Source organism: Halorubrum rubrum, assembly GCF_024494685.1.
Lineage (GTDB): Archaea > Halobacteriota > Halobacteria > Halobacteriales > Haloferacaceae > Halorubrum > Halorubrum rubrum.
Window position 1 is genome coordinate 35096 of record NZ_JANHDM010000002.1, and the last position, 13626, is coordinate 48721.

Below are 13626 nucleotides of genomic sequence, written 5' to 3' on the forward strand. Positions count from 1 at the left end.
CGGCGTTCGGAACCGCTTTCCCGCCGGCCGGCCCATGGCCCCGTATGGAGCTGTTCGGATCCAGCGGCATTCGCGGGGTCGCACTCCGGTATCTCACGCCGGAGCTCGTCCTCGACATCGCGAAGGCGGCCGGATCGACCTGGGAGGCCGACCGGGTCGCCGTCGCCCGCGACACCCGCACCACCGGCGAGCTGTTCGCCAACGCCGCCGCGAGCGGGCTCGCCGCCGTCGGCTGTGACGTCGACCGGCTCGGCGTCGTCCCCACGCCCGCGGTCGGTCACTACTGTGAGTCCGTCGGCGTCCCCTGCGTGCTCGTCACTGCCTCGCACAACCCGCCCGAGTTCAACGGGATCAAACTCGTCGGCGACGACGGCGTCGAGCTCGCCGTCGACGTGTTAGAGCGCGTCGAGCGCCGCGTCCTCGACGACGAGTACGCCCACGCCGACTGGCGGACCGCCGGGAGCGAGACGACCGTCGAGGGCGTCGTCGACGACTACGCCGACCAGCTCGTCGCCGCGATCGATCGGGAGGCGATCGCCGCCGCCGATCTCACCGTAGCCGTCGATCCCGGACACGGGGCCGCGTCGGTGAGCTCCCCGCGGATCTACCGCGAACTCGGCTGTGAGGTACTGACGGTGAACGCCACCCCGGACGGCCACTTCCCCGGCCGGGACTCCGAGCCGGTCCCCGAGAACCTCCGGGCGCTCTCGCGGCTCGTCGCGACCTCCGAGGCGGACGTGGGGATCGCCCACGACGGCGACGCCGACCGGGCCGTCTTCGTCGACGAGACCGGATCGGTGGTCGACGGCGACACCTCCTTCGCGGCGCTCGCCGACGACGCGCTGTCGCCGGGTGACGCCGTCGTCAGCGCGGTCAACGTCTCCCAGCGGCTCGTCGACGTCTGCGAGGCGAACGACGCCGACCTCGAGTTGACGCCGATCGGCGCGACCAACATCATCACCCGGACCCGCGAGCTGGACGAGGATGGCGTTCACGTGCCCATCGCCGGCGAGGGCAACGGCGGGGTGTTCTTCCCGCCGTACCGGCTCTCGCGGGACGGCGCGTACATCGGCGCGCGCTTCCTCGAGCTCCTCGCGGCCGCGGACGCCCCCGTCAGCGAGGCGATCGCGCCCTACACCGACTACCACTTCGTGCGCGTCAACGTCGAGTACGACGACGGCGACGAGCGCGAGGACATGCTGTCGGCCGCGCGGGCGTTCGTCGAGACCTCGGATGCGACCCCGAACACGACCGACGGCTACCGGCTCGACTACGGCGACGCGTGGGTGCTCGTCCGCCCCTCCGGGACGGAGCCGAAGATCCGGATCTACGCCGAGTCAGGCGACGCCGACCGCGCCGATCGGCTGGCCGAGGAGATGCGCACGGCGGTCGAGAGCGGTCGGTAGGGTCGATTTTCACGAGATCATGCGTCGGCGCGCCGGTGAGCGCCCGGCGGGCGCGAACCGCCCGCGAGGGAGTTGCGAGCGCTTGAAAAGCGCGAGCAACGAGGCTGGGGAGGCGTGAGGCTGCGGTTGCGGGGCTGTGCGGGAGGGGCGGGGCTTTGGAGATGTTCGTCGGAACCGTGTTTCTCGATCAGTACGGTCAGGGAGCTGGAACTTTGGAGACGGTCACTGCGCCGGCAACGGGTTATGAACGGATCCGTCAGTCGAGCGCCGCGAGCGCCTCCGCCGCCTCCCGCGCCGCCCGCAGGTGGTCGCGAGCGCGGCGCGGGTCGTCCGTCTCCTCCGCCGCGCGGGCGAACCGGTTCAGCGTCCGCGTCAGCGACTCGCGGGCCGCGGTGATCCCACCGGCGAGGTCGTCGATCGGGGTTCCTCCGGCCGCGGCCTCCCCGGTCCCGGTTCGCGACCCCGCGTTCGGCGTCGACGTTCGCGATCCCGCCTCCGGCGTCGACGGCGACCGTCCGACGGCCCCGTCCGAGGCGTTACGAGCGCCCTCGATCCCGGTCGGTTCCGGGTCGTTCGCGACGGCGGCATCCCCCGCGGCGGCGTTCGCCGCGGCGTCTCCCGTGGCGGCGGCGTTTCCGGCGGTCGCGGCGCTGCCGGCGTCAGCCGTGGGTTCCGACTCCTCCGTTCCGGTCTCGTCGGCCGCGGGGACCTCGAACCCGTCCTCGGTCGCGTGACACGTCGGGCAGAACTCCCGGCCGTCGTGTCGGAATATCGGGTCCCCACACGCGTCGCAGTGGCGGTTCGTCATCGTCGCGCCCTGTAAGAGCAGCTCCGACATCCGCTGGGTGTGCTCGCGTTTCTTCTCGTCCTCCGCGAACTTCTCGCGGAGCTTCTCGCGTTCCGCTTCCTTGTCGAACTCGTCGCTCATGTGCGGCCGAACGCCCTTCACGAGCAAAAGTCCGGTGGGCTCGGCTCGCGCCGGTGCGGATCGGGTCTCCCGCGATCCGCCCCTCACTCCTCGGTGCGGGTCCGGTCGGCGTCGGGGTCGAGCTCGCCGCGGTGGATCTTCGCGCCGTCCTGGGCGACCTGTCGACCGAGCACGGCGCACTTGATCCGCATCGGGGAGATGTCGACGCCGAGCATCTCGGTGACGTCGTCGGTGTCGAGCGCGTCGAGCTCGTCGACGGTCATCCCGCGGAGCCGCTCGGAGAGCATGCTCGCGGACGCCATCGAGATGGCGCAGCCGTCGCCGGTGAACGCCACCGTCTCGATCGTCTCGCCGTCGTCGTCGAGGGCGACGTCGACCTTGATCGTGTCGCCACAGGAGGGGTTCTCCCCGACGTGTGTGAAGTCCGGATCCTCGAGTTCCCCGTAGTTGCGCGGGTTCTTGTAGTGGTCGAGGATCTGCTGTCGGTACATGTCCGAGCCCGTTCCCATACTGGCTCCGAGTAAGCCCGTCGCGTTCAAAAGCGTTCCGTCGGGCCCGTCACGCCACCGAACCGCCCGTTTCTCCCGACGGGTGACCCGCCCTCGCCCGCGAGTGCTCGTCCGCGGACGCGTGCGAGCGACCGGCGTGCGAGCGCTCAGGCGAACAGGTCGCGCGCCTCCCGAACCGCGTCGACGAGGGCGTCGACCTCCTCGACGGTGTTGTAGAGGTAAAAGGAGGCGCGCGCCGAGGCCGCGACGCCCAGTTCGTCGTGGAGCGGCTGGGTACAGTGGTCGCCCGCGCGGATCGCGACGCCGTAGTCGTTGAGGACGCTCGAGAGGTCGTGCGCGTGGACGCCCTCGACGTTGAACGCGACGAGGCCGCCGCGCTCGTCGCCCGGCGGGCCGTAGATCTCCACGCCGCCGAGGTCGGTCAGCCGGTCGTAGGCGTACTCGGCGAGCAGGCTCTCGTGGTCCTCGATGCGCTCCATGCCGACCTCCTCGAGGTACTCGATCGCGGCCGCGAACCCGATCCCCTGGGCGATCGAGGGGGTGCCGGCCTCGAACTTCCACGGGAGGTCCTCCCAAGTCGACTCCTCGAAGGTCACCTTCCGGATCATCTCGCCGCCGTAGAGGTACGGCTGCATCGCCTCCAGTAACTCCTCCCGGCCGTACAGCGCGCCGATCCCGGTCGGCCCGCACATCTTGTGACCCGAGAAGGCGAGGAAGTCGACGTCGAGGTCCTCGACGTCGACGGGACGGTTCGGCACGGACTGGGCCGCGTCCGCGAAGATCAGCCCGTCGTGGTCGTGTGCGAGCTCCGCCAGCTCGCGGATCGGGTTGATCGTCCCGAGCGTGTTCGAGACGTGGACCGCCGACACCATCGCCGTGTCGTCGTCGATCTTCGCCGCGGCGTCGGCCATGTCGAGTCGCCCCTCGTCGGTCACCTCGATGAACCGCACCTCCGCGCCCGTCTTCTTGCCGATCTGCTGCCAGGTGACGAGCGAGGCGTGGTGTTCCATCTGCGTGAGCACGACGTTGTCGCCGGGGCCGAGCTCCGCGAGCCCCCAGGCGTACGCGACGAGGTTCATCGCCTCCGTCGTGTTCTTCGTGAATATCACCTCCTCGCGACCGTTCGCGCCGATGAAGTCGGCGACGACGTCGTGGGCCTCCTCGTAGGCCACCGACGCCTCCTGGCTCAGCTGGTGGATCCCGCGGTGGACGTTGGAGTTGTAGCTCCGGTAGTAGTCGGCGATCCGATCGACGACCGGGTCCGGCGTGTGCGACGTCGCCGCGTTGTCGAGGTAGACGAGGTCGACGTCGTCCGTCTCGTCCTGCCCGGGCGAGGTGGGGTTGCCGCCGACCAGCCGATCGAGGATCGGGAAGTCGTCGCGGATGGCCCCCACGTCGAACGGGTACTGTTCTTGAACTCCCATTGCCCGAGGTAGGTCCCGGAGCACTAACACACCTTCGGTCCGGTACGTGTTGCCCGTATCGGGGAGCTACCCTGATCCGTGTGGTTTGAGCGATCCGACCGATCGAGAGTACGAATCGTGGAATCGGGGTACGTGAAACGTCTCCAAAGGCCACCCAACCGCACAGCACCTCACGCCTCCCCAGCCTCGCGGCTCCTTTCAGTCGCCGCGTCCCTCGCGGACTCCTCGCGCCCTATCGGGCGCTCGGAGGCGCGCCACCGCACCGAAGATCGCTCATTCTCTCATCTGTAGTGTAGTGAGCATCCGCGAACGAAGTGAGCGGTTCACCGACGGCGAGGCGAACGCCGAGCCGTCGGCTTTTTCCCTCCAGGTTTTTCGAGGAGCGGTTCCCGCAGCGAACGGAGTGAGCGAGGGAACCGCTCCTCGAAAAAGGTGGAAGTGAACTGGTGCGCTTTTGAACGCGGGGGGCCTGGATTCGAGCATGACCGAGACCCTCATCCTCGCCACCCGCGGGTCGGAGCTTGCCCTCCGACAGGCGGAGACCGTCCGCGACGCGCTCGCGACCCGGAAGCGCGAGGTCGAGATCCGCCGCGTCGAGACCCGCGGCGACCAGATCCCCGACGAGCTGATCCACCGGCTCGGCCGGACGGGGGCGTTCGTCCGCGCGCTCGACGAGGAGGTGCTCGCCGGCGACGCCGACCTCGCCGTCCACTCGATGAAGGACGTCCCCACCGAGGGGATGGACGATATGGTCGTCGCGGGCGTTCCCGAGCGCGCCGCCGCCGGCGACGTGCTCGTCCATCCCGAGGGGAAGGCGCTCGCGGACCTCCCCTCGGGCGCGGTCGTCGGAACGGGCTCGCTCCGGCGGACCGCCCAGATCCTGGCGGCGCGCCCGGACCTCGTCGTCGAGCCGATCCGCGGCAACGTCGACACCCGGCTGGAGAAGCTGCTCGCGCCCGGCCTCCAGGCGGAACACGAGCGCCGGCTGGTCGCCGCCGGGGAGGACGCCGCGTTGACCGCCGAGGGAGACGGCGAAAACGAGGCTACCGACGCTTCCGACGAGACGTTCGACGCGAGCGTCGAGGAGTGGTTCGACTCGCTGTCGGACCTCGAGCGCTCGGCGATGGAGCGGAAGGTGGACGACGAGTACGACGCGCTCGTGTTGGCGGAGGCGGGGCTCCGCCGGTCGAACCTGCTCGACGAGGTCGGGACGACCCGGCTCTCCCGCGAGGAGTTCGTCCCCGCGGCCGGACAGGGGGCCATCGCCGTCACCGCCGCGGACGACGCGGTCGCCGAGGCGGTGCGGTCGGCGGTCGACCACCCCCGAACGCGGGTCGCGACCACCGTCGAGCGGACGGTGCTCGCCGAGCTCAACGGCGGCTGTATCGCCCCGATCGGCGTCTCCGCGCTCGTCCAGGGCGAGCACGTCCACACCCGCGTTCGCGTGCTCTCGACCGACGGCACCGAGGAGGTGGAGGGCACCCGCGACCTCCCGATCCGGTCGCACGCGACGGCGGCCGCGTCGTTCGCGGGCGACCTCGCCGACCGCGGCGCGACGGAGCTGATCGCCGAGGCCCGCGAGGAGGTCGACGCGGATGCCTGAGGACGCGGCGGGATCGACGGGCGATCGCGACCACGACGACGAGGTCGACACCCGCCACGACGACGAGGTCGGCACGGTGTCCCTCGTCGGCTCCGGGCCGGGCGACCCGGACCTCCTGACGGTGAAGGCGGCCCGGCTGATCGCGGAGGCGGACGTCGTGCTCCACGACAAGCTGCCAGGCCCGGCGATCCTCGGCGAGATCCCCGAGTCGAAACGCGAGGACGTGGGCAAGCGCGCCGGCGGCGAGTGGACGCCCCAGGAGTACACGAACCGCCGCATGGTCGAACTGGCCCGCGAGGGCAAGCGGGTCGTCCGGCTCAAGGGCGGCGACCCGTTCGTCTTCGGGCGCGGCGGCGAGGAGGCCGAACACCTCGCCGAGGCGGGGATTCCCTTCGAGGTCGTTCCGGGGATCACCTCCGCGATCGCGGGCCCGGCGGTCGCCGGGATCCCCGTCACCCACCGCGATCACGCCTCGTCGGTCTCGTTCGTCACCGGCCACGAGGACCCCACCAAGGCGGAGTCAGCGGTCGACTGGGACGCGCTCGCGGCCACGGGGGGAACGATCGTCGTCCTGATGGGCGTTGGGAAGCTGCCCGCCTACGCCGCCGAACTCCGCGACGCGGGGATGGACCCGGAGACGCCGGTGGCGCTCGTCGAGCGCGCGACGTGGCCCGACATGCGCGTCGCGACCGGCACGCTGGAGACGATCGTCGACGTCCGCGACGACGCCGGGATCGAGCCGCCCGCGATCACCGTGATCGGCGAGGTGGCGGCGACCCGCGAGCGCGTCGTCGGGTTCCTGGGGAACGCCGACGAGAGCGCCTCCGGAGGTGACGGCGCGTGAGCGACGACGCGGACCGCGCGAGTGACGACGCCCCCCGCGTCGCCATCTTCCGCCCGGACGACGAGCGGATCGACGAGGCGGTCGACCTCCTCGCGTCGCTCGGCGCGCGCCCGGTTCCGGACCCGATGCTCGCGGTCGAGCCGACGGGCGCGGTCCCGGCCGAGGACGCCGCGTTCGTCGTGCTCACGAGCAAGACGGGCGTCGAACTCGCCGCGTCGGCGGGATGGTCCCCCGGCGACGCGACGCTCGTCGCCATCGGCCCGTCGACGGCCGCCGCGGCCCGCGACGCGGGCTGGGCGGTCGACCTCGTCCCCGAGGAGTACACCTCCGCTGGGCTCGTGGCGGCGCTCCGCGACCGGGTCGACGGCGAGCGCGTCGAGGTCGCGCGCTCGGACCACGGGAGCGACGTGCTCCTCGCCGGGCTCCGAGAGGCGGGCGCGACCGTCACCGAGACGGTCCTCTACCGACTGACGCGGCCGTCCGAGGCGGGCGAGTCAGCCGAACTCGCCGCCGTCGGCGACCTCGACGCGCTCGCGTTCACCTCCTCGCTCACCGTCGAACACTTCCTCGCGGTCGCCGACGAACGGGGGATCCGGGAGGCGGCGGTCGCCGGCGCGAACGACGCGGTCGTCGGCGCGATCGGCCCGCCGACCGCCGAAACGGCGGCAGACCTCGGGATCGACGTCGACGTGATCCCCGACGCTGCCGACTTCGGCGCGCTCGCCGAGGACGTCGTCGAGGCGGCCGAGGGCCGCTCGAACGGAACCGACGCGATCGAGAGCGAGACCGTAGAGGACGCCTGATCGGCGAGGTCGGCGAGCGCGTCGAAACGGCGCGCCATGGCCGAACCGCCGATATCGTGAACCGAGAACTGGAGACCGTCTCCCGTGACCCTCTCACGTCCTTCGGCGGTCACGGCCCGAGAAGCTGGCTCTCCTCACGTCGAGATCGCGCCCATTGTGGATGTCAAATTTGATATCTGAGCACGAGCGTTTATGCCGACCGAACCGATAGCTGGTGACATGGAACCGGGCGAACGATGGTCGATGCGGGTCGACGGGGGCGTCCTCGTCGTCGAGTTTCCACACGGAACGGGGATCAGCCCCGCGGCCGGCGAGGCGCTCCTCGATCGGTGGCGAGGCCTGCTCGCCGATCGCGACGTCGACGCCGTCGTGATCGTCGTGCGGACGAGTCGACCGTGTTCGGACGCGGGTCGGCGAGCGCTCCGCGAGTCCGTACAGATCGCGGTCGCCCGCGGCGTCGACCGCTTCGCCGTCGTCGGGGAGCGGTCGAAACGGCGGTACCTCGAGCGGACGATCGCCATCGAGGACATCGCGGTCGAAGCGTTCAACGACCCCGCGACCGCCGTCCGGTGGGCGCGGTCGTCGCCCGAGCCGCCCTCCTCGCTCAGGTCGTCTCCGTAGCGGTCGACCGTATCTCCGTAGCGGTCGACCGTATCCCCGTCCCGGCCGTCCTCGAACGCCGACGATATCCGGTCAGTCGGCGGTCGCCGGCTCCGTCCCTCCGGCGGCGTCGGCGGGCGGGTTCGCAGAGAAGTAGCTCGCCAGCGCCGGCCCCGAGACGTTGTGCCAGACCGAGAACAGCGCCGGGATCAGCGCCGCCTCCGGGCTGAAAAAGGAGGTCGCGAGCGCGACCGCGAGCCCGCTGTTCTGGAGGCCGACCTCGAAGGCGCAGGCGCGGGTGCGGTCCTCGGACATCGCGGTCAGCTTCCCGATCCCGTACCCCGCGCCGAGTCCGACGCCGTTGTGGATCACGACCGCCGCGAACGCCAGCGCCGCGGCGGTCAGGATGTTCTCCACGTTGAGGCCGACGACGGCGGCGACGATGGCAACGATGGCCGCGACGCTCACCGCCGGGAACACGTCGAGGCCGACCTCGGCCACGCGCGGGGCCCTCCGGTCGAGGACGTACCGGATCGCGAACCCGAGCCCGACCGGGATCACGACGATCCGAACGATGGTGACGAACATCTCCATGAACGTCACCTGGAGGCTCTCTCCGAGGATGAACACGACCCACGCGGGCATGACGACCGGCGCGGCCAGCGTCGTGACGGTCGTGATCGCCACCGAGAGCGCCACGTCACCCTTTCCGAGGTACGTCATCACGTTCGAGGCGGTACCGCCGGGCGCGGCACCGACGAGGATCAGCCCGACCGCGAGCGCGGACGGGAGGTCGAAGGCGACGACGAGCCCCCACGCCGCGAGCGGCATCACGAGCCACTGGGCAATCGCGCCGATCGCCACGTCGCGGGGGCGCTCGACGAGCCGCCTGAAGTCCGCGGGCTCGAGCGTGAGCCCCATCCCGAGCATGATGATGCCGAGGAGCGGCGTGATGTACGGCGCGATGGGCGTGAACGTCCCCGGCGAGTACAGCGCCAGCGCCGAGGCGACGAGCACCCAGACGACGAAGTACTTGCTCGCGATCCGGCTCGCCCGCCGGATCCCGTCGGTTCCGATGCTCACAGAACTCCCCTCCGTCTGCGGTCCATATCGAACGTTCGTCGGATCTACGTTTTCACTCCGTCGCTTCCGGCGAGGCGTTCGGAGGCGGCTCGGGTCAGTCCTCGATCCCGGCCGCCTCGACGACCCGTTCCGCCTGACGGGTCGCGCGCTCGCGGACCGCCGCGGCGTCGATCCCGACGTGTTCGCCGTCGTCGTACCGGACCGTGCCGTCGACCATGGTGAACACCACGTCGTCGCCGTGGGCGGCGTACACGAGGTGTGAAAGCGGGTCGTGGACGGGCGTCGCCCGCGTGCGGTCGGTGGTGAGCCCGATCACGTCGGCGGCGTACCCCGGCTCGAGCCGGCCGATCCGGTCGAACCCCGCGGCGCGCGCGCCGTTCGCCGTCGCCATCCGGAGGACCGTCTCCGCCGGGAGCCTGGTGGGGTCGCGGGCGTCCACCTTCCCGAGGAGGCTCGCCTGTCGCATCTCCGTGAAGGGGTCGAGCGTGTTGTTACACGGCGGCCCGTCGTTGCCGAGCGCGACCGCGATTCCGCGCTCGAGGTAGTCGTGGATCGGGGCGATCCCCGAGGCGAGTTTCATGTTCGAGGAGGGACAGTGCGTGACGACGGTGTCCGTCTCCGCGAGGACCTCGCGCTCGCTCTCGTCGGTGTGGACGCAGTGTGCGAGCGTCACGTCCGGCCCCGTGAGCCCGACCTCGTCGAGCCAGTGGACGTTCCGTCTCCCCGTGGCCGCCTCGACCGCCTCGATCTCCTCGGCGTTCTCGCTCGCGTGGGTGTGGATCGTCACCCCGTCGTGGCGGTCCGCGAGGTCGCGACAGCCGCGCAGGCACGCCTCGCTACAGGTGACGGCGAACCGCGGGGTGACCGCGTAGCGAACCCGCCCGCCGGCCGCGCCGTGGTATTCCTCGATCAGCGTCTCGCTCTCCGCGAGCGCCTCCTCGGTGTCCTCGAGCAGGCCGTCGGGCGACTCCTTGTCCATCAGCACCTTCCCGAGCCGTCCGCGGATCCCCGTCTCGATCGCCGCCTCGAACGCCTCGGCCGCGTGGTTCACGGAGAGGTGGTCGACGACCGTCGTCGTCCCCGACTCGAGACACTCCAGGTAGCCGAGCTCGGCGGCGGCGCGGGTCGCCGCCGCGTCCATCGCCGCCTCCATCGGCAACACGGCCTCGAAGAGCCAGTCGAGGAGCGCGGCGTCGTCGGCGATCCCCCGCCCGATCGACTGGACCGAGTGGACGTGGCCGCCGACGAGGCCGGGCGCGACGACGTCGAACTCCCGCTGCTCGTGGTCGGGATACGTTTCGCGGAGGGCCGCCGCCTCGCCGACCGCCGCGATCGCGTCGCCCTCGATCGCGACCGCGCCGTCCTCGATGACGGTGTCCGCGTCGGCGACGACGGTTCCGGTTACCAGCATGTCCGTCCGTTCCTGACGGGTGACGCTCAAGAGTCTTGCCATCGATCTCGGACCGCCCGGATCGGTCGAGCGTCCGTCCCGCTCGCCCACCACGTCCCGTTCGCGGTGGCGTGACGCCCGTGTTCGGAATTGCGCGGAAGCGTGTGGGAGCGATCCGCTCCGTTCGATCCGTCCCCGAATCTTATCTTTCGTGGCGTCCAATCGGCGAGGAACAGGCCGCCCATGAGCGCATCCTCGGACGCGATCCGTGTCCTCCACGTCGACGACGAGCCGGAGCTCGCGGAGATGGCCGCGACGTTCCTCGAACGCGAGGACGACCGGATCGCCGTCGAGACCGCGACGAACGCGAGCGAGGGGCTGGAGCGCGTCGCCGACGGCGACGTCGACTGCGTGGTCTCCGACTACGACATGCCCGGCCGGAACGGCATCGAGTTCCTCGAGACCGTCCGCGAGGAGCACCCGGACCTCCCCTTCGTCCTCTACACGGGCAAGGGCAGCGAGGAGGTCGCGAGCGAGGCGATCGCCGCCGGCGTCACGGACTACCTCCAGAAGGAGCGCGGAACCAGTCAGTACGCCGTCCTCGCGAACCACGTCACCAACGCGGTCGAGCAGTACCGGACCGGCCGGCGGGCCGCCGAACTCGACCGCGTCCGCACGCTCGCCAGCGACGTCAACCAGGCGATCGTGCGTGCGGACTCGCGGACGGCGGTGGAAACCCGCGTCTGTGAGGTCCTCAGCGAGTCCGACCCCTACCTGTTCGCGTGGATCGGCGAGGTCGATCCCGAAACGAACCGCGTCGAACCGGGGACGTCCGCGGGCACGGAACGCGGATACCTCGACGCGATCTCCATCACCGCCGACGAGAGCGACACCGGGCGGGGACCCGCCGGCACGGCGATCCGCGAACGGCGGGTCGCCGTCTCACAGAACGTCGCCGAGGATCCCGAGTTCGAGCCGTGGAAGGCGGACGCGATCGAGCGCGGGTTTCGGGCGGTGGCCGCCCTCCCGCTCGAGTATCGGGACACCCTGTACGGCGTGCTGGCGGTCTACGCCGAGCGTCCGAACGCGTTCGACGCGAACGAACGCGACCTCCTCGCCGAACTCGGGAACGACATCGGCCACGTCCTCCACTCCTTCGAGGTGCGAGCGAGCCTTCGCGAGGAACGTGACTTCGTCGAGCAGGCGCTCGATTCGCTCAACGACGTCTTCTACGTCATCGACGCCGACGGGACGTTCCGCCGGTGGAACGACCACCTCACGGCGGTCACCGGCTACACGGACGAGGCGATTGGGCGGATGCGGGCGACCGACCTCTTCCCGGAGGACGAACTGGAGCGGATCGACGACGCGCTCGAGGAGGCGCTCGCCGTCGGGGAGACGACCGTCGAGTCCGCGCTCCTGACGGCCGACGGCGACCGCGTTCCCTACGAGTTCACCGCGTCGCGTCTGACGGGGCTCGACGACGACCTGATCGGACTCATCGGGATCGGTCGGGACCTCACGGAGCGCAACCAACGCGAACGGCAGCTCGAACGGCTCGTCGATAACCTGCCGGGGATGGTCTACCGATGCGACAACGAGCCGGAGTGGCCGATGGAGGACGTTCGGGGGGAAGTGACGGAACTGACGGGGTATCACCCGTCCGAGCTGACGGATGGGTCCGGGACCTACGGCGAACGGATCATCCACCCTGACGACCGAGAGCAGGTCTGGCGTTCGATACAGGACGCGCTCGATGACCGCGAGCCGTTCGAGATCACCTACCGGATCCGCACCAAGAACGGGGAGATCAAGTGGGTGTGGGAACGCGGACAGGGGATCGATGCCGACGACGACCACGTGGAGGCGCTCGAAGGGTTCATCACGGACGTTACCCGCCAGGAACGATACACGCGGGTCATCGACGCGCTCCACGAGACCGCACAGTCGGTCGTGCGGGCCGACACGGCCGAGCGAGCCGCCGAGATCGCCGTCGAGACCGTTCACGACGTCCTCGACATGCCGGCGAGCGCCATTCACCTCCACGACGAGAGCGACGGGACGCTGGTGCCGGTGGCGTGGACGGATCTGACCGAGGAGATCGTCGGCGAACCGCCGATCTTCACGCCCGGCGAGGGACTCGCCGGAAGGACGTTCGAGACGGGCCAGCCGCTGATCTCCGACGACGTCTCGACGGTCTCCGAACGGTTCAACCCGGACACGCCCGTTCGGAGCGAGATCATCCTCCCGCTCGACGATCACGGCGTGCTCCTCATCGGGTCGGCCACCCCCGACGCGTTCGACGACGCGGACGTCTCGCTCGCGGAAACCGTCGCCGCGCACACGACGACCGCGCTCGATCGGATCGAACGCCAGCGGGAGCTCGAACGACAGAACGAGCAGCTGTCGGAGTTCGCGAGCATCGTCTCCCACGACCTTCGGAACCCGCTGAACGTGGCTTCGGGGCACCTCGAACTCTCCCGTGCGGAGTGTGACAGCGAACATCTCGACGCGGTGGCGAAGGCACACGACCGGATCGGGGTGTTGATCGACGACCTGTTGAAGTTGGCACGCGAGGGAGGCGGGGTGATCGATCCGGAACCGGTCGATCTGGTCGACCTCGTCCGGGACTGCTGGGAGAACGTGGACACCGCCGCGGCGACGCTCGACGTCGCCGTCGAGCGCACGGTTCGGGCCGATCGGAACCGGCTCGCACGGCTCTTGGAGAACCTGATCCGGAACTCCGTGGAACACGGCGGCGACGACGTGACGATCGCGATCGGCGACCTGGGCGACGGGTTCTACGTCGCGGACGACGGTCCCGGCGTACCGGAAGACGATCGCGATCGGGTCTTCGAGTCCGGCTACTCGACGCGTGCGGACGGAACGGGGTTCGGACTCGCGATCGTCGAGGAGATCGTCGACGCACACGGCTGGAACGTGCGAGTGACCGAGAGCGAGGCCGGCGGCGCACGCGTCGAGATCACCGGTCTCGAAACCGGCGCAGCGTGAACCGCCTCGGGGTCGCGCCCCGAG

Annotated in this window: 11 protein-coding genes; 6 read left to right on the plus strand and 5 right to left on the minus strand. The window is 70.5% G+C overall.

Annotation, left to right across the window (positions count from 1 at the left end):
- Positions 1-44: 44 nt before the first annotated feature.
- Positions 45-1406, plus strand: coding sequence for a phosphoglucosamine mutase (gene glmM, locus NO889_RS02440; protein ID WP_256410677.1), 1362 nt, complete (start codon positions 45-47; stop codon positions 1404-1406).
- A gap of 256 nt (positions 1407-1662) precedes the next feature.
- On the opposite strand, the gene NO889_RS02445 is transcribed toward glmM, so the two are convergent.
- From NO889_RS02445 to NO889_RS02455, 3 genes are all read right to left on the minus strand, one after another.
- Positions 1663-2334, minus strand: coding sequence for an Sjogren's syndrome/scleroderma autoantigen 1 family protein (locus NO889_RS02445; protein WP_256410678.1), 672 nt, complete (start codon positions 2332-2334; stop codon positions 1663-1665).
- An 83-nt stretch (positions 2335-2417) separates the two neighbouring features.
- Positions 2418-2843, minus strand: a complete 426-nt coding sequence (sufU, locus tag NO889_RS02450) for a Fe-S cluster assembly sulfur transfer protein SufU (protein ID WP_066411893.1) — start codon at positions 2841-2843, stop codon at positions 2418-2420.
- 146 nt (positions 2844-2989) lie between these two features.
- On the minus strand, positions 2990-4267 hold the full coding sequence (locus tag NO889_RS02455; RefSeq protein WP_256410679.1) for an aminotransferase class V-fold PLP-dependent enzyme: 1278 nt from the start codon (positions 4265-4267) through the stop codon (positions 2990-2992).
- Positions 4268-4748: 481 nt separating this feature from the next.
- Here NO889_RS02455 and hemC point away from each other — a divergent pair, with 481 nt between their 5' ends.
- The 4 genes from hemC (at position 4749) to NO889_RS02475 (ending at position 8138) form a co-directional block, all read left to right on the plus strand.
- Positions 4749-5870 carry a hydroxymethylbilane synthase gene (gene hemC / locus NO889_RS02460; protein WP_256410680.1) on the plus strand — a complete coding sequence of 374 codons (1122 nt, stop codon included), beginning with the start codon at positions 4749-4751 and terminating at the stop codon, positions 5868-5870.
- Positions 5863-6714, plus strand: a complete 852-nt coding sequence (gene cobA / locus NO889_RS02465) for a uroporphyrinogen-III C-methyltransferase (RefSeq protein WP_256410681.1) — start codon at positions 5863-5865, stop codon at positions 6712-6714. The genes hemC and cobA overlap by 8 nt, the downstream gene beginning before the upstream one ends.
- On the plus strand, positions 6711-7517 hold the full coding sequence (locus NO889_RS02470) for a uroporphyrinogen-III synthase (protein ID WP_256410682.1): 807 nt from the start codon (positions 6711-6713) through the stop codon (positions 7515-7517). The genes cobA and NO889_RS02470 overlap by 4 nt, the downstream gene beginning before the upstream one ends.
- 219 nt (positions 7518-7736) lie before the next feature.
- Positions 7737-8138, plus strand: a complete 402-nt coding sequence (locus NO889_RS02475) for a hypothetical protein (RefSeq protein ID WP_256410683.1) — start codon at positions 7737-7739, stop codon at positions 8136-8138.
- A gap of 72 nt (positions 8139-8210) precedes the next feature.
- Here NO889_RS02475 and NO889_RS02480 read toward each other — a convergent pair whose 3' ends face one another.
- Together NO889_RS02480 and NO889_RS02485 are read right to left on the minus strand one after the other, a co-directional pair.
- Positions 8211-9194 (minus strand): bile acid:sodium symporter family protein, encoded by a 984-nt coding sequence (locus NO889_RS02480; protein WP_379786998.1) that lies wholly within the window; start codon positions 9192-9194, stop codon positions 8211-8213.
- 100 nt (positions 9195-9294) lie between these two features.
- Positions 9295-10611, minus strand: coding sequence for a 5'-deoxyadenosine deaminase (locus NO889_RS02485; protein ID WP_256410986.1), 1317 nt, complete (start codon positions 10609-10611; stop codon positions 9295-9297).
- Positions 10612-10833: 222 nt separating this feature from the next.
- Between NO889_RS02485 and NO889_RS02490 the strand changes: the two genes are divergently transcribed.
- Positions 10834-13602, plus strand: a complete 2769-nt coding sequence (locus tag NO889_RS02490) for a GAF domain-containing protein (protein WP_256410685.1) — start codon at positions 10834-10836, stop codon at positions 13600-13602.
- Positions 13603-13626: the final 24 nt, after the last annotated feature.

Excerpts from the sequence above, each read along its gene's own strand:
- glmM (WP_256410677.1), top strand. The coding sequence starts at position 45 with ATGGAGCTGTTCGGATCCAGCGGCATTCGCGGGGTCGCACTCCGGTAT.
- NO889_RS02445 (WP_256410678.1), bottom strand. The coding sequence starts at position 2,334 with ATGAGCGACGAGTTCGACAAGGAAGCGGAACGCGAGAAGCTCCGCGAG.
- sufU (WP_066411893.1), bottom strand. The coding sequence starts at position 2,843 with ATGGGAACGGGCTCGGACATGTACCGACAGCAGATCCTCGACCACTAC.
- NO889_RS02455 (WP_256410679.1), bottom strand. The coding sequence starts at position 4,267 with ATGGGAGTTCAAGAACAGTACCCGTTCGACGTGGGGGCCATCCGCGAC.
- hemC (WP_256410680.1), top strand. The coding sequence starts at position 4,749 with ATGACCGAGACCCTCATCCTCGCCACCCGCGGGTCGGAGCTTGCCCTC.
- cobA (WP_256410681.1), top strand. The coding sequence starts at position 5,863 with ATGCCTGAGGACGCGGCGGGATCGACGGGCGATCGCGACCACGACGAC.
- NO889_RS02475 (WP_256410683.1), top strand. The coding sequence starts at position 7,737 with ATGGAACCGGGCGAACGATGGTCGATGCGGGTCGACGGGGGCGTCCTC.
- NO889_RS02485 (WP_256410986.1), bottom strand. The coding sequence starts at position 10,611 with ATGCTGGTAACCGGAACCGTCGTCGCCGACGCGGACACCGTCATCGAG.
- NO889_RS02490 (WP_256410685.1), top strand. The coding sequence starts at position 10,834 with ATGAGCGCATCCTCGGACGCGATCCGTGTCCTCCACGTCGACGACGAG.